The sequence below is a fragment of the Mycolicibacterium moriokaense genome (genome assembly GCF_010726085.1).
Taxonomy (GTDB): Bacteria; Actinomycetota; Actinomycetes; order Mycobacteriales; family Mycobacteriaceae; genus Mycobacterium; species Mycobacterium moriokaense.
Window position 1 is genome coordinate 5,082,772 of the sequence record NZ_AP022560.1, and the last position, 19,543, is coordinate 5,102,314.

The 19,543-nt window shown below is 61.1% G+C and carries 18 protein-coding genes; 1 reads left to right on the top strand and 17 read right to left on the bottom strand.

Features of this window, described 5'->3' with window-relative positions:
- Nucleotides 1-11: 11 nt before the first annotated feature.
- From G6N43_RS24760 to G6N43_RS24790, 7 genes are all read right to left on the bottom strand, one after another.
- Nucleotides 12-1,166, bottom strand: a complete 1,155-nt coding sequence (locus tag G6N43_RS24760) for an acyltransferase family protein (protein WP_083156973.1) — start codon at nt 1,164-1,166, stop codon at nt 12-14.
- A gap of 13 nt (nt 1,167-1,179) precedes the next feature.
- Nucleotides 1,180-1,902, bottom strand: a complete 723-nt coding sequence (locus tag G6N43_RS24765) for an SDR family NAD(P)-dependent oxidoreductase (RefSeq protein WP_083156972.1) — start codon at nt 1,900-1,902, stop codon at nt 1,180-1,182.
- Entirely contained in the window at nt 1,899-2,831 is a 933-nt protein-coding gene (locus G6N43_RS24770; protein ID WP_083156971.1) for a phosphoglycerate dehydrogenase, read from the bottom strand. The genes G6N43_RS24765 and G6N43_RS24770 overlap by 4 nt, the downstream gene beginning before the upstream one ends.
- Entirely contained in the window at nt 2,828-3,475 is a 648-nt protein-coding gene (locus G6N43_RS24775) for an acylneuraminate cytidylyltransferase family protein (RefSeq protein WP_234810281.1), read from the bottom strand. Before G6N43_RS24775 ends, G6N43_RS24770 begins: the two co-directional genes overlap by 4 nt.
- A 40-nt stretch (nt 3,476-3,515) precedes the next feature.
- Nucleotides 3,516-4,565: a glycosyltransferase family 2 protein gene (locus G6N43_RS24780; RefSeq protein ID WP_234810280.1), complete on the bottom strand. Its 1,050-nt coding sequence runs from the start codon at nt 4,563-4,565 to the stop codon at nt 3,516-3,518.
- A 176-nt stretch (nt 4,566-4,741) separates the two neighbouring features.
- Complete coding sequence (locus G6N43_RS24785) at nt 4,742-5,608, bottom strand: SMP-30/gluconolactonase/LRE family protein (protein ID WP_083156968.1); 867 nt, start codon at nt 5,606-5,608, stop codon at nt 4,742-4,744.
- Nucleotides 5,609-5,620: 12 nt separating this feature from the next.
- A complete protein-coding gene (locus G6N43_RS24790; protein WP_234810279.1) occupies nt 5,621-6,382 on the bottom strand; it encodes an FkbM family methyltransferase in 762 nt (253 codons plus the stop codon).
- Nucleotides 6,383-6,642: 260 nt separating this feature from the next.
- Between G6N43_RS24790 and G6N43_RS24795 the strand changes: the two genes are divergently transcribed.
- Complete coding sequence (locus G6N43_RS24795) at nt 6,643-7,605, top strand: class I SAM-dependent methyltransferase (protein WP_083156966.1); 963 nt, start codon at nt 6,643-6,645, stop codon at nt 7,603-7,605.
- A 39-nt stretch (nt 7,606-7,644) separates the two neighbouring features.
- Here G6N43_RS24795 and G6N43_RS24800 read toward each other — a convergent pair whose 3' ends face one another.
- The 10 genes from G6N43_RS24800 to G6N43_RS24845 form a co-directional block, all read right to left on the bottom strand.
- Complete coding sequence (locus tag G6N43_RS24800; RefSeq protein ID WP_083156965.1) at nt 7,645-8,415, bottom strand: glycosyltransferase family 2 protein; 771 nt, start codon at nt 8,413-8,415, stop codon at nt 7,645-7,647.
- Nucleotides 8,416-8,618: 203 nt separating this feature from the next.
- Complete coding sequence (locus G6N43_RS24805) at nt 8,619-9,710, bottom strand: glycosyltransferase (RefSeq protein ID WP_110810531.1); 1,092 nt, start codon at nt 9,708-9,710, stop codon at nt 8,619-8,621.
- A gap of 100 nt (nt 9,711-9,810) precedes the next feature.
- Nucleotides 9,811-11,064 (bottom strand): glycosyltransferase, encoded by a 1,254-nt coding sequence (locus G6N43_RS24810; protein ID WP_083156964.1) that lies wholly within the window; start codon nt 11,062-11,064, stop codon nt 9,811-9,813.
- A 169-nt stretch (nt 11,065-11,233) separates the two neighbouring features.
- A complete protein-coding gene (locus G6N43_RS24815; protein ID WP_083156963.1) occupies nt 11,234-12,004 on the bottom strand; it encodes a TylF/MycF/NovP-related O-methyltransferase in 771 nt (256 codons plus the stop codon).
- A gap of 193 nt (nt 12,005-12,197) precedes the next feature.
- Nucleotides 12,198-12,986 carry a TylF/MycF/NovP-related O-methyltransferase gene (locus tag G6N43_RS24820; protein WP_110810533.1) on the bottom strand — a complete coding sequence of 263 codons (789 nt, stop codon included), beginning with the start codon at nt 12,984-12,986 and terminating at the stop codon, nt 12,198-12,200.
- Between the two features lie 55 nt (nt 12,987-13,041).
- Entirely contained in the window at nt 13,042-14,313 is a 1,272-nt protein-coding gene (locus G6N43_RS24825; RefSeq protein ID WP_083156987.1) for a glycosyltransferase, read from the bottom strand.
- Nucleotides 14,314-14,576: 263 nt separating this feature from the next.
- Nucleotides 14,577-15,842 carry a glycosyltransferase gene (locus G6N43_RS24830; RefSeq protein ID WP_083156961.1) on the bottom strand — a complete coding sequence of 422 codons (1,266 nt, stop codon included), beginning with the start codon at nt 15,840-15,842 and terminating at the stop codon, nt 14,577-14,579.
- A 58-nt stretch (nt 15,843-15,900) separates the two neighbouring features.
- Nucleotides 15,901-16,701 carry a TylF/MycF family methyltransferase gene (locus tag G6N43_RS24835; RefSeq protein ID WP_083156960.1) on the bottom strand — a complete coding sequence of 267 codons (801 nt, stop codon included), beginning with the start codon at nt 16,699-16,701 and terminating at the stop codon, nt 15,901-15,903.
- A gap of 349 nt (nt 16,702-17,050) precedes the next feature.
- The gene (locus G6N43_RS24840) at nt 17,051-18,148 is read right to left on the bottom strand and encodes an acyltransferase family protein (RefSeq protein ID WP_083156959.1); all 1,098 of its coding nucleotides are present in this window, start codon (nt 18,146-18,148) and stop codon (nt 17,051-17,053) included.
- A gap of 245 nt (nt 18,149-18,393) precedes the next feature.
- Nucleotides 18,394-19,479 (bottom strand): NAD-dependent epimerase/dehydratase family protein, encoded by a 1,086-nt coding sequence (locus G6N43_RS24845; RefSeq protein ID WP_083156958.1) that lies wholly within the window; start codon nt 19,477-19,479, stop codon nt 18,394-18,396.
- Nucleotides 19,480-19,543 lie beyond the last annotated feature (64 nt).

Here is a 19,543-nt window from a genome sequence, read left to right on the forward strand (position 1 = left end):
TTCACGAAAACTCACTGAGCGGCTTCTCCAGTCAACTTTTTTGTAACCTCGCTCTCGCGAGGTCGTATCCCGGGGCCGGACTTACCAGACCGGCGCCATGGCGGACGATTCTTGAAGCTCATCGCAGGCTTCTCGATCGCGAACCAGCTGAGGGAAGCCACGATATACGTCGCGATGTACGTCAGCACGAGGTAGGCGAGCCAGTTCCAGAAACTGGGCCCATCTCCGAATATGCGATTGAGGCCCAAACACACGAAGATATTGAGCATCAGTGAACCGTATATATAGATCCCGTACAATCGGTCATTTAACGAATTCACCTTGGTGACGTTCAATCGTATTCCGAGATATAACGTCGCATACGATAGCGGGATCGGAGCCACGGCGTAGAAAACACCGCCTGAATAAGCCGGAGTGATAGTTCCGAGAATTATTCCGACCAAGATAAATACCAGCGACGCCACGAAGATTTGCCATTTAACGGGAGTCGATTCGCGGTACAAGTAAAAGAGTGCTCCTGCAAAGAAGAACGTAAACAGCCGCATACCCGAGGTCACCGCGGCCGAGGTCTGCAGTCCCGGGTAGGAGAAGATCTCGACGACGAACGTCGCCCAACACACCACGAACACGGCGGCAATCAACCACCGCCGCTTGAACAGCCCAAGAGCTCCGAGGACGCCGAGCAGCAGGTATGCCCTCAGTTCCCAGGGCAGAGTCCAGAGCGCGCCGTTCACCGAGGGATAGGGGTTGGTGGTGAAGAGCCCTGGGCTCACGTCGATGATGCCGCTGATCAGCGGGGCATTCACCAAGATGTAAGTGAGGTCCACCCCAGATCCGAATATCGGCGCCACGACCAGACCTGTCAAAGCTATACACACCAGGAAAGCCGGGTAGATCCGAAGGAAGCGATGCCATGCGTAGACGCGCCAGTCCGCGGTTCTTTCGAAACTGGCCGTGATGAGGAAGCCGCTCAGGATGAAAAACACATCGACGGGAAACCGCCCCGTTGCCACCTGATTGTGTGTCCACTCCATTAGCGGATCTGAGCTGCCGAACCCACCGAACGGGATCGAGTGGCCCACGATTACGAGCGATGCGGCGACTAGACGCAGAAATCCGATGCTGTTGTTCCGCCCTACGGCGGCAAACGTGGTCAATGTGGGCACGCCCCCTCTATCCTTATTCCGACCCCAATCGGGCCGTCGCTCCGCCGTCGACGACGAGCACTGTTCCGGTGATGAATCGGGCGTCTTCGCCCATCAGGAACGACGCTGCCCCAGCGACATCAGCCGGGTCCCCAATTCGGCGGAGTGCGGTGCGCTCACAGAGGATCGCCCTGCGCTCTTCAGCCGTCTCTCCCCACCGAGCGAACCCCTCACGAAGCTTCGGAGTGTCGATCGCCCCCGGAGCGATGGCATTAACCCGGATAGTCGGCCCGAGATCCAATGCAGCGGCGCGTACCCATCCCTCCAGCGCTGCTTTAGTCGTGGCGTAGGCCGTGATCCCGCTGGTCGTCGCATGGGCGTGGACGCTGCTGATGACGACAACCGACCCCTGGTTGGCGGCCAGGTTTTCTCGTACGCCCGAGGCCAAGGCGTCGACAGCAACGACATTGACGCGCCAGGCGTTCTCCCACTCACGGAGGGGTGTCTCCCCTGCCGTGGCGACGGGCTGCACGGCGGCGTTGTGCACGAGGGCCTTCAGCTCGTAGTCCCTTGCGAGCTGCCGGCCCAGCTCCACGAGCTGATCAGATTCGCTCAGATCGACTTCGATGTAGGCATCGGCTGCCGATGCAATAGTTCTGTCGAGCCCGATCGCGATGTGGCCGTTTTTGCGAAACCGTTCGCAGAGAGCGGTGCCGATCCCGCCGGCGGCGCCCGTGACAATGACCGCGGAGGTCATCGTCTGAGCTCCTCGATCAAGAAGTCGACTGCGGCGCTGCTCGCACGTGCGACGCCCTCGCGGGTGTTGGATCCGTTGTGCGCACCCAGCACGACGTTGGGCAGGTTTCGCAGCTCGCTATCCAGCGGTAACGGCTCGACCTCGAAGACGTCGAGCGCCGCACCGGCAAGCCGGCCGCTCTTGAGGACGTCGATCAGGTCCTTCTCCGCGACGACTGGGCCCCGGGCGACGTTGACCAGGTAGGCGTCGGGGCGCACCAGGGCTAGACGTTCGGCGTTGATGAGGTGCAGCGTCTCCGATGTCAGCGGACACGCCAGGACGATGAACCGGCTGGTAGTTAACAGACTATCCAAGTCGATCATCGAGACACCGGTCGGCGTTGTTCCCGCAAAAGGATCGTGCGCTACCACGTCCATACCGAAACCTGTTCCACGCCTGGCGATTTCACGACCTATTGCACCCAAGCCCACAATTCCGAGCTGCGAGCCGGCCAGCGTTATCCCCTCGACCTTGGGCCATTCGCCACGTCGTACAGCAGCGTCGACCGCGATGTAGCCGCGTGCGAGATTCAAGATGTAACCGAACGCTGAGTCGGCGACTTCGTGGCTGAAGACACCTGGGGTATTGCGCACTGTGACCCCGTGATCTCGAGCGGCATCGTGATCGACAGAATCCATGCCGATGCCCCAACGGATCACTGTCTTCAGCTTGGTGGACCCATTGAAGAATGTGCGGTCAAGCTCGTCATCGCCGGCAATGATGCCGACCAATCGATCGCTGTACTCGAGCAGCTCTGCGGCGGTGAACTGTTGTCGCCCAGCGAGATCCGGCGCGACGACTTCGTAGCCGAGCTGCTCGATCCGGTCACGGTGCCTTGGCAACTCGACCTGCATCTGTCGACAGGTCACAAGTACCAGCGGAGTGCTCATCTGACGGACCCACTGTGCTCGGCGATGGCGACCGCCAACGCGAAATCCTCTTCGGTGTCGATGTCGACGGCCTCGAGCGGCGCCATTTCGATCATGAGCGGGTGGGCGCCGATGCGAGTACCACGCTCCCGCAACAGCTTTGGAGTGAATATGAAGAAGCAGGAATTCTCGATGAAAAGGGGTGCAAGGTCCTGCGTCCGTAGCAGGACGGACGGATCGTGGTTGACCGGCCGTGAGTCAGCGTCCCAAAGTCGAGCCTGAAGGCGCGTAACGCTGAACACCGAGTCGAACTCCCGGTCGGACGCGGCAAATCGTCGCAGCGCCGCTGACATCGTGTCCGCCTTGAGGAACGGATTCGTCGAGTGTGTCTGCAATACGGTATCCGCGTCGACTTGCTCGAGCGTGTTCAGCAGGACATCGTTCATTGCGATATTGCCGTCGCGGAGGTGTTCTGGACGGAGTAGTACCCGCACTTGCGGAAAGTGCTCTGCGCAGTCACCGATGATGAAATCACTGTCGGTGTCGACGACGATCAGGTCGATTTCGGGTACCGCAGCCAGCGTTCGGACGACGTGGTGGTACAGCGGAATTCCGGCCAGGGGTCGATAGTTCTTGCCAGGGACGCGCTCACTATTGTGGCGCATCGGTACGACAGCGATGGTTCGGGTCATTGCTCTGTAACGGCTAGGAGTCATCGGAGTAGACGATCTTGCGACCGGGCGCGGGTGAAGATTCGTTGCTTTCTGGTTCGGCTGGGTAATAGAAGCGCTCCAGCAATCGGGCCGATACGTGGTCTGGTTCGCGAAACCCTTGCCATGCTCCTATGAACTGGGCGAGGCGAAACTGCGGAATGCTCAACGCATTGCCTCGAAGAAGGCGCGCCTTGAGCGCAACGCGGTAGTCGCTCACGATGTTCGTTACGGCCAGACTCAGCGCCCGCCGCAGGGACATATCGGACCCCTTGACGATGCGGGCGTAAGCCATCGCCTCGCGGCGATACCTGTTGCGGATCGTGCTCCACGTCTCCTCGTGCACGTGGACCACAGGAGCATCCGCGACGTAGGCGATCTTGTAGCCCCGGTCGAGGGCCTTCTTGGCGAAGTCGAGGTCTTCGAGGCCAGTCAGCGTCTCATCGTAGGGTGTCTCCTGCCATACAGATCTCAGTACAGCAGCGTTCGCGTTGTTACTGAACGGGTGGCCCTGGTCCCAAATGTTCTGGTTGGGAAACCATTTCAGCATCACTCGTGATTCTGAGAACTTTGTTCGCTCATCACCGACTTGACGCCCATATGCGATCACCACGCCTTCGCGCTCGAACGCACCGACGATGTGCTCGACGTACGTGTTGTAAACGGGATAGACGTGTGCCGAAGCGAACAGCAGGATGTCGCCAGTGGCCGCGGCGCAGCCTCTATTCAAGGCACGCCCGAAGGAGAACTCGTGCTTGGCGATGTGCACGATCTTGCAGCCGGCCGCTTCGGCGATCGCGACAGTGTCGTCCGTGGAACCGGAGTCGACCACGATGATTTCGTCTGGTTTGACGGTCTGCTCATCAAGTCCCTTCAGCAGACGGCCAATGTGCTTGCCTTCGTTCAAGGCACGGATGACCGCCGATATCCGGCGTGGCGAATTGTCCCCGTTCATCGCTCGCGCGTTGCCCCCATCTCGGTCGACCTGCATGTCTATTGGGGTGGCGAGAACACCCTTAGCTGAGATTCCGTCGGACCAGACCATACCGAAGGCCTAGCCGCGGTTCATCACCTGTCACGCCGCCCGCAAATTTTGCGCTGCCGCCCGCACGCACCCATGACACAATGGATATCGCGCACAGGAGCATTGCGACCTCACCATACCTGCAGGTCGCAGTTTTCGCGGCGTTGCGGCACAGTGCGAACCAATCCGTTTAGACGTCAGCCGGCAAACTCGGCGGCCGCAGCCCCCCGCGCGTGGGTGCGCAGTGCGAATATCGCGCCAGCAGAGGGCTCATGGTCGTCGGGAAGCCCTTGGCGCGAAGTGGTCACGTAGAGCACGTCCCGCCCGTCACCGCCGAAGGTGCAGGAGCTGACCTGCGTGACGCCGGGAATGCGGATGGTCTCGACGAGGCGGCCCGCCGCGTCGTAGTGGTTCACGGCACCGCCTCCCCACAGCGCAATCCAGAGACCATCGTCTTCGTCGATGGCCATCCCGTCCGGGTAGCCCGGCGTCCCGTCAAGGTCGACGTGGCGCCGCCGCCCCAACCAGGCGCCGGTTTCCGGATCGACGTCAAACACGTCGACCCGCCGGGTCGGCGTGTCGATGTAGTAGACGCGGGACCCGTCGGCCGACCACTGGACTCCGTTCGAAATCGACACCGGCGACAGCAATTGAACGACCTGGTGGTCGGGCGTCACGCGATACACAGCGCCACCGCCGGGACGCTCGTCGTAGGCCATCGTGCCGATGACGAAGCCGCCGAGCGGGTCACAGCCCCCGTCGTTGGATCGCACGTTCGGATCGTCGGTAATGCCGGCGATTCGCTCGAAAGCCGACAGTTGTTCGTTCGCACCGACAAGCCCGTGTTCAGTGACAATCGCGAACCCACCCAATGCTCGGCGCCTGACCACCGCCGCGACTCGACTCGGCACCTGGTAGCGCGACAACCCGCCCGCGGAATCGAGCGCCACGATGACACCCGCGAGGACATCCAGCGACAACAGTCGGCCCGAGATCGCGTCCCAGAAGGGGCCCTCGCCGTGGTAGGCCACCGGCACCGTGACCCGGTCGGCCGAAAGTGTCACCGCGTTCGCCCACTAGAGCTCATAGGCAACGCGAATCGCATCCGCCACCGGGCCATCGGCTCCGCGTCGCAGAAACACGCAGTCGTTCTGCGAGTCGAATGTGCCGTGTGGCGGAAATTCTTTGACCAGGCTGAAGCCCAGGCTGTCGACCATCGCCTCCACCTCGGGCCGCAACGCGATCCCCTTGTACAGGGGCAACCGGAACAGTTCGAGATGCAAGGCCAGGCAATCGTCACCCGACAGGTAGTTGGCCGCGCCCTCCAAGATCTGCCGCTCAGCGCCCTGTGCGTCGATCTTGAGTACGTGATACGTCTCCGAGCGTTCAGCGAGCACGGCGTCGAGCGTCGTGCACTGAATCTCTTCGACATGGTGCAGCTGCACTCGGTCGAACCACGTTTCAGCGAGGTGAGCCGGCCCTAGGGTGCGCAGTTTTTCAAAGTTCTCGCGCACGTAGTCCTGGTCCTCGCGGAAGAGCGACGAACCGTGGCCGGCTTGACCGGCGTACACATAGAACGGCAGCGTCGCCGGTTCACTCCAGAGCGCCACGTCCACGCTGACCACCCGCGGCTTCTCCTCGCGAGGATCGCGAGGTTCGAATTTGAGGACGTGGCTGACGAGGTCGGACCGCTTATGCCACGGGTCGGGCAGGGGGCCCACCGAACCCACGTCGATCAGGCCGACCACCCCTCTGCCCCCGCGGTTGATCACGCCATATCCGTGCAACCTGTCGATTGCGCGCCGCGCGAGTCGATACGCGGCTTCGACCATCCCCATACGTTCTCCTTTGTCAGGCCCCCGGCGTTTGGCAGGTCTCGGCCAAAGTTTGACATGAATAGAGGCCATACACGCCGGCCGCGTGCCCGTCGTACCCCGTACCGACGTTGCCGCAATCGAGCGACTACGTCGCGAGTGGCTGATGAATTTTAGCGTTGATGTTACGATCGCGGCGTGAACCGGGGATCACTGAAAATTTCTGTCAAGTCGGACAAAATTCCTTTTGTCACGAGTAATTCCGATATGGCTGTCAGCTAGCGATGCAGAAGTTTCAAAAATTCTGTTTGTCACTGATTGATTTCGCGCTGATTCCAATCGCGGCGACGGCGTCTGTGGCGCTGCGGGTGATCCGCCAGACCGGGTTCGGACGGATGCCGCTGACCCTGCGTGTCTTCAGGAAAGTGGGGATATATCCGCTTCTCGACCATTACTACGAACCCCTGTTCAATCCGGCCCATCTTCGAAAGCCGCTGTCCGACGACCGTGAACTGCGTGGCATCGACTGGAATGAGGCAGAACAGCTCGACCTACTCAGCAAGTTCCACTTCAACGATGAACTGAGGCGCTTTCCCCTCGAACGCCACGCCGACCACGAATTCTTCTATCAGAACGGCTTCTTCGAATCGGGCGATGCCGAGTTCCTGTACAACATGATCAGGTTGTTCAAGCCGAAACGCATCTTCGAGATCGGCAGCGGCCAGTCGACCCTCCTGGCGGCATGCGCCGTGCAAGCCAACCGCGGCGACGACCCCGACTACCAGTGCGAACACGTCTGCATCGAACCCTACGAAGTCGGGTGGCTCGACGAGATCGGCGTGAACGTCGTCCGCAAGCCGGTGGAGCTGATCGATACCTCGCTATTCCGGCAGTTGGAGGAGAACGACATCCTCTTCATCGATTCGTCGCACATGATCCGGCCACAAGGCGATGTGCTCTACGAATACTTCGAGATTCTCCCAATTCTGAAGCCCGGGGTTTTGATTCATATTCATGATATTTTCACCCCCAAAGATTATCTCGAAGAATGGATACAAGCTGGCTGCTTCTGGAATGAGCAGTATCTGCTGGAGGCCTTCCTTAGTTACAATTCAGAGTTCAAAATCATCGGGGCGCTGAACTTCTTGAAACATCACCACCCGAACGAGCTGACCGCAGCGTGCCCCGTACTTCGGGAGCAATTTGAATCCCGCGAACCCGGTTCGTTCTGGCTGAGAAGGGCCTAGACAGGCTCGCCCAAGGGCGAGGTCACCGCCAACTGACGATCATTGCCTGAAGATGTACGCCAGTAAGTCGAAGTAGTATTCGCACCCTCGTAGGTAGGCGCGCGAGAGCCGCCGCCCTCCCAGCGGGTAGCGGTCATGCATGTCCCACATGCGGCGGAGGTCATGGAACACCTCGCGGGGCGGTCGATTCGTTCCGACGCCGGTGGTGTCGAAGTCGCACAACACCCGCGGCACCGTGACTGGCTCCCGAAGCAACGCAGCGCGGAGGATAAATTCCTGGTCGGCGGCGATTCCGAAGTCAAGGTCATAGCCGCCCACCTGCTGAACCAACGACGCGCCAAAGAACGACGCTTGGTGCGGAATCGTCTGCCAGCCGGCGAGGAACTTCCGGAGGCTGAAGGGCATCGGGCTGCGCACACGCCCGAGGCCGACGAGATTGTCCTTGCCGTAGCCCCACATTTCGCGCGGCGACCCGCGGTCGGAGATCGCAGTTACGGCGTCAGCCACCACATGGGGATCAGAGAAGCAATCGCTTGAGTGCAGAAACCACAGCAGATCGCCCGAGGCGCGGCTGATCCCCTGATTCATCGCGTCGTATCTGCCGCCGTCGGGCTCGGACTGCCAGTACGCAAAGCCCGGCTGAATTCCGGATAAGTACTCCACGACGTCGTCGCCGGACCCACCGTCTATCACGATGTGCTCGATATCCCCGTCGTAGCGCTGCGCCCGCACACTGTCCACGGTGCGCTTGAGCCCCTCGAAGTCCTTCATCGAGATCGTGATCACTGAGACAGTCGGAGCAGATGTCACCTGGCATCCCTTCGCGCTACTTTGGCCACCCGCCGTCGTTGACCTGCGCGGCTCTTCACGCCGTTATTGTCACCGTTATCCGGCACCGCGACCGATCCTCCCCTGTACGCAGGCCCTCCGTAGCCGGCAGGCCTGCCCATCCCGCTCCCGATCACCTTAAACCTGCTCGGCTCCGTACTCCTGGCACGACGGCGTATTACCGCCTAGGCGCCAGTCCCGTCACCTGCGTCGCCACCACGCACCGCATACCGGTCGCGAAGCGATTTGGCAGCAGCTCCGGTGACCTCGGCGTGCCCGCGAAAGCGTGAAGGCCAGAAGTCGACGAGTCCCCTCGGCCGCGGCACTACCAGGGCCAGCCTGCGAGATATCGCCTTTAACCGCTGCGCGCGGCCAGCCTGGCGATACCGCTGCGCCAGCGTCTCCATCCGCGGGTGCTGCGCGATGGTGTCCTGAAGCGCCGCGCGCCCCTCCGGACCGGGTACGTTGGCAATCTGACGCAGAATCCAGTCGGCCATGGCGGCAATGAGGTCTTCGCGTGCGGCGTCGCCCGGGAAGAGGTCGAGCATCGCGTCGAAGGTCGCCGCATGCCCAGGTCCCAGCGTCAGCCAGAATTTTGGGGGGTCTACCACCTGGTTGTGCCACATGCCCTGCGAGTGGCGGCGGTAGACGGCCATCGTGTCGGGCAGCATGGCAATATCACCGCGTGCGGCGTGTCGAACGTGCAGGTACCAGTCCAGGGGCATCACGTCGGTGGGTATGTCGTCGTAACGCTCAATGCGGCGATACATGACCGAGTTGGTCTGTATGAAGTTCATCAGGAGCAGTGCGTCGACAGTCAGATTGCCTCGCACATGTGGCGGTGGAAACTTGGAGTCCTCGGCGTAACCGTCTTCCCAGACCACCCGCACGGGATGAAAGCACACGGTTGTCTTCGGATGGCGGTCGAGATAGGCAACCTGCTTGCTCAGTTTCAGCGGATCGACCCAGTAATCATCTGCCTCGCACAGCGCGACATACTCGCCGCGACTGGCGGACAGGGCTCCGGTCATGTTGCGGTTGAGGCCGAGGTTCTCGGATCGGAAGATCGGCCGAAACAAGGCCGGGTATCGGTCCCTGTACTCCTTGATTATCGAGGTGGTGGAGTCGGTCGAGGCGTCGTCGGCGACGACAATCTCCACGGGAAAATCCGTCCGCTGGTCGAGGAAGCTGTCGAATGCTTGACGGACGTAGGCCTCCTGGTTGTGGGTGGTCGCGACGATGCTCACCCTGGGCGGCGCTGCCTCTTCTTCGGTCACTTCGAGTCGTCTTCCTTGGCGTTCCTGGGCAGCTCGGTCATTTCGGCACCTTCCGACATCGTGGACAGGCGCCGGTCGTCCCTGTGTTCCACCGGCAGCCTCACGTTAAATGCCGTGTAGTAGCGAAGTTTTCCAGCAGGTCGGCGGTGTTGGCCGCGCTCTTCGCTGCTTGAGTCATCCGGCCCGCGAACTCGCGAGCCCGACCAACATACTCCGGCGAGAGAATTTCGCGCAGATCGGCGACCAAGGTTTCGCGTGTGGTTGCCGGAAAGCCACGGGACTTACCTACCTTGAGTCGCTCTACCTGAGCTGCCCAGATCTTCTGGTCACCGGTACTCGGCAGGCTCAGCGTAGGGACCCCGGCACGCAAACCCGCAGCCGTGGTCCCAGCACCACTGTGGTGCACCACCGCGCGGCAGGCGGGAAACACCGCCGCATAGTTCACCGCGCCGACCACCTTGACGTGGTCCGGAGTGGGTACGTCGCTGAAATCGCTCCAGCCGGAGCACACCAACGCCCGCTCACCCAGCTCTGCACACGCGGCGCCGATCATCTCAACAGTTTCCGCGGGAGACTTGACCGTTGTGCTGCCGAATCCGAAGAAGATCGGCGGCGTGCCCGCGGAAATCCATGACGAAGCCTCCGTATCGGCCTCGGTGGTCATCTCTATCGTCAGAGTCCCCACAAATGGCCGTTGGCCATCCCACTTGGCCCACTCAGCTGCCAAACCCGGAAAACACGCCTCGTCGTATGCCTGGATTTCCAGCGATCCGCGTCGGGTGATCCGTTGCGGCGCAGGACCTCTTGCCTTGGGAAGGCCCAGGTTTCGGCGCTGCACATCCTCGGCTTTCTTGGTCACCCACCATTGCGGCCAGTCCAGCGCTGTCATTGCCATCCGGACTACGGGCGACGGCAGGCTCGGAGCCAGCTGGCCGTTTGGCCGCATCGGGAAATACTGCATAGTGGCGAACGGAATGTCGTAAAACTCGGCGACATTGGCAGGGATGGCGGGGAATCCCGGACCACTGAATAGCAGGTCAGCCCCGTCCGCCAGCGACATCAGCGTGGCATTCATCTCCGCCCAAGACTGGATGAGTTGCGATTGAGCTTCGTGCCACAGCCTGGTCACCTCCCTGACTCGCCAGAACTTCCGAAGGAAATCGGCGTCCCAGAACCCGTCCTGTTGATTCGGCCCGTAAGCGACGGCACCTAGCCCGGCCGCCTCGACAAGGCCGACCAAGTTGGGCGGGACGGCGATACGCACCTCGTGCCTTCGGCCCAGCAACTCGCGACCGACAGCGATGCAAGGCTCGATGTCGCCGCGAGTTCCATAGCCTGCAAGGGCGAATTTCATCACGGAATCCGTGCCTTTCGGTGTCCTGCGCCTAGGCGACACTTGGGGTCATTATCGCCGGTTCGCGGTGCGCCAGCTGATCCTGCTGCCTAGGTGACTACTGACCGTTCCCCCTCTTCGACGTCACCGTGGACGCGCGTCGGCCAATACGGCGAGCACACGCAGCGATCTACCCTCTGCCGCCTGAACTCGCCGGCTTTATCAGCAATCCCTGCCCCGTGGGCAATGTACAGATTGGCACGTCGAGGTCACGGGCCACTGCGTCCATGGCCAGGCGTTGCTCATCGCGCCCCCGCTGGGCGTAATCGTCCAGCAGCACAAACGCACCCGGAGTGAGCCGTGGCCAGAAAAAGCGCAGCGCCGCGACTTCTGGTGGGGCACAGTTCATATCGATGTGCAGATACGCCACGGCGTCCGTATCGACCTGATCCAATGTCTCCGGAACGGTGCCGGGGATGATCCGCACGTTCGTCCACTCCGCGAAGTTCTTCCGGACACTCTCGACCGAATTCGCGTAGATGCCGAAGTCAATAGCGGCCTGGCTCTTCTCCAGCGAGCCTGTCTCGCGCTCGACATCCGTAACGAATCGCGGATCCATCCCGCCGAACGTATCCAGCAGGTAGAAGGTCTTGCCCAGCCGGTCCCAGTCCAGGTGCTGCATCACCGCACTGCTCAAGAAGCCGTGGCTGACACCGCACTCCACGAAGTCGCCCTCGAGCTTGCTGGCGCTCTCCGCTACCCACAGTCCGACGTGGAATCGCCACTCCCAGTGATAGAAATCCTCGCCTCCCAGCGACTGCACGCCACGCTGATACGCGTGGCGAAACGCCGGGTCATCCCTAAATGCATCGCTGTTGAAACAAACCAATGCGTCATCGGAATACACATCGGGAAGAAAAGTCCTCGGAATCGCATATCCGGCGCGCAGGGCAAGCCACATGAGACGGAACTTCAGCGGCCACTGCTTCGATACTCTCACGGCGGTCACAATACTTTGGCACGTACCGCTCTTGCGGCATATGTCGCCGATTTCAGCAAGCCTTTAAGCCGCGACGTGATCTCGGGACAACGACGGCCGCATCGCCGTCCGACCGTTGCGAAAGAACTCGTTCAGCGCCAGATTTGTCACCGCATCAAACCGCGGGCTTGATGATCAGTCCCTGGCCCGTGGGCAACATACACACTGAGACGCCCAATTCCCTTGCCACCTCATCGATGGCCAAGCGCTGCTCGTCGCGTCCCCGATTCGCGTAATCGTCCAGCAGCACGAATGCTCCTGGGGTCAACTTGGGCCAAAAATGCCGCAGTGCCGCGACTTCTGGTGGAGCACAGTTCATGTCGATATGCAGATACGCCACCGCGTCCGTATCGACCTGATCGAGCGTCTCCGGAACGGCACCCACGATGATGCGCTGGTTCTGCCATTCCGCGAAATTCGCCCGGACACTGTCCACCGAACTCACGTACATCCCGGTTTCAACATGGTGCTTACTCGTCTCGAGGGCCCCAGCGGCGCGTTCAGTGGCGGTGACGTACCGAGGGTCGAGCCCCGAGAAAGTGTCGAGCAAATAGAACGTCTTGTCCAGTCGATCCCAATCGAGGTACTCCATGATGGCGCTGCTGAGAAATCCATAGCTGACGCCGCACTCGACGAAATCACCCTTGAGCTTGCTGGCGCTCGAGGCCGCCCACAGCCCCACGTGAACCCGCCACTGCCACTGATACCAGTCCTCACCACCGAGTGCGCGTGCGCCACGCTTGTACGCCCGCTGGAACGCCGGGTCGTCCACGAACGCGTAGCTGTTGAAGCAGATCAAGGCGTCATTCGCATACACCTTGGGTAGCAGTGTGCGCGCGAGCCAGTACTCGAAGCGCACCGCCAACAGCCATATGCGGGTCTTAGCTGACAATCCGGATGCCACGGCGGCAACCATAACATCGGACGACGGCCCAGATCGGCTCGGTAGTACCACGCGGCTACACGAGACACTTCCTGCTCGCGAATCTCTCCAGGAGATCGGCTGTGCGGCCAACGCTTTCGGTGGGCTTCGTCATCCGGGCAGCGAGATCACGGGCATTCACTGCATATTGAGGCTTGAGGATGCGACGCAGATCAGCGATCAACGATTCCCGAGTCGTGCTCGAAAAGCGCCGAGCAGCGCCCACTTTCAACCGTCTCATCTGATTCCCCCAGAACGGTTGATCTCCCGCGGTCCACAAGATCAGAGTGGGCACCCCGGCGCGCAGACTCGCGGCCGTGGTGCCCGAACCGCCATGGTGAACGATCGCGCGACAGGCCGGGAAGATTCTCTCGTAGTTTGTTGCACCTACGACCTTGACGTGGTTGTACTCCGGCACACCGCTGAAATCAGTCCAGCCGGAGCACACCAACGCTCGCTCGCCCAACTCCGTACATACCGAGCTGATCATTTCGACGGTAGCGGCGGGAGATTCCACAGGCATGCTGCCGAAGCCGAAGCAGATCGGCGGTGATCCCGCAGCGACCCAAGCCGCAACTTCGTCATCGCGATCCGTGGACAGCCCCATTGTCAGCGCGCCCACAAAAGGCCGTTGACCGTTCCACTTCGCCCATTCAGCAGCCAACCCGGGGAAGCACGCCTCATCGTAGGCCTGTATCTCCAGTGAGCCGCGTTCGGCGATCCGTCGCGGAGAGGCGCCCGTAGCCTTCGGCAGTCCGAGTTCACGGCGCTGCGCATCCTCGGCCTGCTTGTTCATGCGCCAGCACACCCAGTCGTACACCTTGAATCCGGTGCGGGCCAGCGGCGCGGGCACGAGCGGAATGAGGTGGCCGTTGGGCCGCATCGGAAAATAGTGCAGCACGGCCAACGGAATGTCGTAGTACTCGCCGACATTGACTGCGAGATCCTGATACAGCTGACCGGTGAAAAGCAAGTCGGCGCCGTCCGCTAGTGCGGTCAGGGTCTTGCTCATATCCGCCCAGTGCCGACGCACTGGCTCCCAGGCCTCCTGCATCACCTTGATCGGCTCTCGGATTGTCCAGAATTTGCGGTAGAGCTCCGAAAACTTGAGAAGGATTTCGTCATCCCAGAAGTCATGCGGAGGCGGTCCGTAGGCGACTGCCGTGAGTCCGACCGATTCGGCGAGGTCGATCAAATTGGGCGGAACCGCCATGCGCACTTCGTGCCCCCGGGCCAGCAGCTCACGGCCAGCGGCGAGCGACGGTTCAACATCGCCGCGCGTACCGTAAGCCGCCAGCACAAACTTCATCCGGACCCCCATCCGCACGCCACGTACTTTGTGCGGCAGTTTATGTCCGACAACTACCGACCGCTCGTCCGAGGAGACGGGCCGACATCTTGCCGGAATTCTCCCACCGCGAACCTAGCAGAATTACGTCCGCCGGGCGTGGGCAACGGTCGATTCTTCGTTACTTGACCAGCAACTACATGGTTGGAAGTCCACACGATGATCGTGGCCGATTCGAGCGCTGTCATTTCGTGCTTTCCGGGAAGAATGGCAGCCTCCTCCATTCAGCTGGCTCCTGCGCTGGCAAACTTCTCTACAAGATCAGCAGCGACGACGACATTCTCTGCGGGCCTTGTCATACGGGTAGAGAGCTCTCGGGCTCGCTGAACGTAATCCGGGGCGAGGATGCGGCGCAGATCTGCAACCAACGTTTCCCGGGTTGTTTTTGAAAACCGCCGGGCGGTACCGACTCTCATTCGCTTGACTTGCGTGCCCCAAAGGGCCTGATTCGCATCCATCGAGAGGATTAGCGTCGGTACGCCCGCGCGCAGACTCGCGGCCGTGGTGCCTGAGCCGCCATGATGGACCACCGCGCGGCAGGCCGGAAATACAGCCGCGTAATTCACTCCCCCGACAACCTTCACGTGGTCGGCGCACGCCACATCGCTGAAGTCACTCCACCCGGCGCACACCAACGCGCGCTCGCCCAGTTCAGCGCAGGCAGAGCTGATCATCTCGACCGTTTCAGCCGGAGATTCCACCGGCATACTGCCGAAGCCGAAGCAGATCGGCGGTGACCCCGACGCGATCCACGACGTAACCTCGTCGTCTACTTCGGTGCTCTGCTCCATCGTCAGCGTGCCAACGAAGGGTCGAAGCCCATCCCACTTCTTCCATTCCTCTGCCAAACCCGGGAAACACGCCTCGTCGTAAGCCTGAATTTCCACCGCGCCTCGTTCGGCGATTCGCCGTGGCGAGGGAGTCGTCGCTTTCGGCAATCCCAGTTCACGGCGCTGAGAGTTCTCGACCTTTCTGTTCAATCGCCAAGCGAACCAATCGAAAACCGTCATCGCGGGCCGGCGAAAAGGCCGTGGGAGAAACGCGACGAGCTGGCTGTTGGGCCGCATTGGAACGTGATGCAGCGTCACCAACGGGATGTCGAGGTACTCGACCACGCTTACCGCGGTTTCTTGGTAAGCCTGTCCGGCCAACACCACATCGGCGCCCCGGGCCAGGGATGACAGGGTGGCGTTCATCTGCGCCCAGCATTTGTCGCTGATGTCCCACATTTCCCGCCACAGTGCCCTCAATTTCCGGAACTTCCAGAAGGAGTGAAACGCAGACGTCCAGAAATTGCGGTAGGTATCCAGCCAGGTGCGTGTGTCGAGGCCGTAAGCGACTGTGGGTAGCCCAGCACCCTCGGTGAACTCCACCAAATCTGGCGCAACGGCCATAGTCACGTCGTGGCCCCTCCGCAGCAGCTCGCGACCAATCACCAAGGCGGGCTCGACGTCGCCCCGAGTTCCATAGCAAGCCAGCACAATTTTCATCGCGCAGCCAACGTCACCGGTTATGAATCGCTCAGCGAGAATCGTCGTTCAGGCATCACTACTTGCGCCAAAGGACGCCTGTCCCATCTACTTCGACGATCTCCGCCGTGATCTTATGTTGCTCACGGTAATCCGTGACGGCCTTCTCGCATGCCTTAATCGCGTGATAGTCGTCGATGATGCAGAAGCCGCCGGGGGACAACCGCGGATAGAGGGCGTCGAGCGCTTGAATCGTCGATTCGTAGAGGTCGCCATCAAGACGCAAGACCGCGATCTGTTCGATCGGAGCCTTGTGCAAGGTGTCTTTGAACCAACCAGGGATGAACCGGACCTGGCCGTCCAGCAAATCGTAGCGCTGGAAGTTAGCCCTAACTTCCTCTTCGGGCACAGCCAGCGCCGCGTACCGGTGCAGCCTGTCACCCTTGTCGGCTTTGTACTTCGCGGCGTCGGGTGGCGGTACGCCCTCGAACGAGTCGGCAAGCCAGACGGTTCGCGTCTGATCACCATAGGCCGCTAGGGTCGCGCGCATCAGGATCGATGCGCCTCCGCGCCACACCCCGCATTCGACGAGGTCACCGGGGATGCCCTCTTGGAGGACCGTCTCAACACAGTGCTGCAGACTGGTTAGGCGCTGCATGCCGATCATCGTCAGCGCGTCAGCCGGCCAGTCGAGCCCCAAGTCGCGAGCATGCTTGTTGAACGGCCGTTTCCGGACCAGCATCATGTTCTTCGTCTTGAATAGCGGGCGGCCGATGGTGTACCACCCCACGGGAACCAGCTCGTCGGCTCCGTATCTGGTGAGATCCCGCCTAAGCAGGTCCAGATACGCGGCGGTAGCATGGCGATCGGTCACGGTCAAGAAACGCCCCTGTCTCCGGGTTGGCGGCTGCCCGCCGATGGCGAGCGTTTATGAGTTCGAAGTGTACCCGCTCGGCGAGGCGGGCTGTTGCTGGGATAGGCGAAGCAGATCGCCCGTGGCGGATGAATCTATCTCTGCAGCCTCTCGGCAGGAACGTCTTACTGGCCTTTCCGTTCAAATCCGTTCTCGTCCGGCCACGACACGCTTCGTTTTGTGGATATTTGCCGCCGTTTGCCGACTTGTAGGTGCGGGACGGCAATTAGAGCGCCAATCCATCGCCGCTGCAGCCCCCGCGGATCTCCGTCTTCCGCGGCGCGTATCAGCCGTCAAACGAGCCTTCAGCGTGGCGTCATGTCGGCACTTCAGGGTCACGCACATCCTCCCGACGGAGAGCCTCGGGGGGAACGATAGTCCTCCGTGTGAGACGCGATTTCAGCGAAATAGCACGCTTTTCCACCAAGAACCAGCTGAGCGCCGCTAGGGGCAGGGTCGCAATGGTCGAAACTACGAAGAACAGGAGGGGGTTCAGAAAGGTCAGTCCGCAGATGGCCAGCAACTGCTGCATCGGGAATGCGTATATGTAAAGCCCGTAGGAGAGATCTGTGCGCAGTACGAAACGCCGATTGCGGATCAACGTACCTGAGACGATGACGGCGTATGCCAGCGGAAGAGCGCCTATGACCCGATAGTCGGGCAGCAGGGCACATGCCAGAACAACAATTACCGCGCTGACCGCCACCAGAGACCATTTCGCTGGGATCACATCTCGCCACTGATACATCAACGCGCCAGCGGCGAACATCATCACGCAGCGAGCGAGCAACTGAGGGATGGTCCACACACCGGGAAATGTGAGCGGCGGCAACATCAACGCCCCCAACAATGCGAACCCGAAAATCAAGGGTGAGATCCATCGCCGCGTGGCGAGCCCAACGACCCCCAGGACGGCGACCGCCAGGTAGCACAACACCTCCCATATGAGCGACCACAATGAGCCGTTCCAATCGCCGGTGAACGGGGTCCCAAGCGGTGTTCCGCCGACATCATGCTGAACGTAAATCACGGCGCTGTTTTTCAGGACATACTCAAACGGTGCCGAGGACATCAGGAGCTCCAATGCCGAGCCACCTTGAATCATCAAACTAAGCGGAGCGATTACGAACGCCGTGACGATTAGGCACACGTAGAACCCGGGAAGGATGCGAAGGGCCCGAGCGCCGAGATACTCACCTACGCGCGGTTTGTTGAGCCAGCTCCTGGCGATGAGGAATCCTGAGATCGCGAAGAACCCATCCACCCCCACAGCGAAGAGAAGCTGAAGAAGTGCGGCAGGCGGCATGTGTCCGATGATTGGAAAGGAGTGAAAAAGGATCACCTCGGCGGCCAGCGCCAACCTCACGGCATTCAGGGCATTGTTTCGCGGGTCGAATGCCTGCTCTAGTTTCATCGACTCCCAGTTTCAGGACCCCCGGTGGCCCCCCCAGGCAGCGCACACTAGCGAACGATCGCATCGTCACTATCAAAGACCGATTGTGGAGTTACCTTCCTCACAAAATACAAAGCGCGGCCGAGTTTTGCAGCTGGACCTCCACTCCTGATACGGCAAGATAGCGAGGCCGGGTCGGCGTCGGAGGCGCCTGGTGTTAGCTGAGGTGTCTGGCGCAAACCGGCGGCAGCAAACGGCCAGAGCGTTCAGCGTTGTTTGGCCGGGTTGTCGGCGGGATCGATCGGAGGCTGTTCAGCGATCCAGTCAAGCAGCGCCCGCAGACCATCGTCGAGCGCAAATTTCGGACGCCAGTGCAGTTCGGCGTCTGCCGGTTCGATGGAACAGCTGGCCGCGCGCACGTCGCCGTCACGGAATTTGGGCACCACCACCGGCTCCGGGGCCTCACAGACCGCACCAATCTTATTGGCCAGCTCATGGATGGTTGTTCCGATCCCCGACCCAATGTCGAGACAGCGGGTCCCACTTGCAGGCTTTTCCAGCGCAGCGAACAACGCATCGACGACGTCATCGATGAAAACGAAATCCCGCACGATCCTGCCGTCTTCGTAAACCTCCAATTGCTGCCGGTCACGCGCCGTCCGTGCGAAGAGAGCAACTATCCCCGTGTAGGAATTGGTCAGCGACTGACCTGGCCCGAATACATTCTGCAGACGCAGCACACTTAGGTTGGTGTCGTGCGCGGCCACCCACGCGGCCAGCATGTGCTCCTGAGCAAGCTTGGTCGCGGCGTAGATGTTGGTCGGGCGCGGCTCCGTTCGGTTTGCTGAGCTAGGAATCGGCGTCGCAGGTTCGTCTGAAGGTCCTCGGGGATCCCAGATGCCAGCCACCAGCTGAGCGTGGCTGCGGGGCGGCGGGTAGAAGGTGTGTGTTCCGCACTGCCACTCCCCCTCACCATAGACAGCCCTCGACGAAGCAAGAACGAACTGATCGGGCACAAGTCTGGCACGGGTCAGAGCGTCGAGCAGCTGGGCGGTGCCGACGACGTTCACCGAGGCGTGGCGCGTCGCTTCCGAGAGCGACTGCCCTGTGCCTGTCTCAGCCGCCAAGTGGACGATCTGTGTGGGGCGGAAAAGGCGAAGCACTGCGTCCAGGTCTGGGCCGTGGGTCACATCGCCGGTGTACAGCCGCACATCCGGCGGCAGATCTATCGCTTGATGTCCGGTATGCACCTGCGGGTGCAAGACATCCATTACCGCGACGTCATGGCCGGCTTTGACCAGGCGCCGCGAAAGCGCGGATCCGATGAATCCAGCGCCGCCGGTGATGAGCACGGAAGCTGACAACAAAGGAGCCTCTCATCCATCTACTAGACGAGCGGACGCCTCCGCCCGCGTC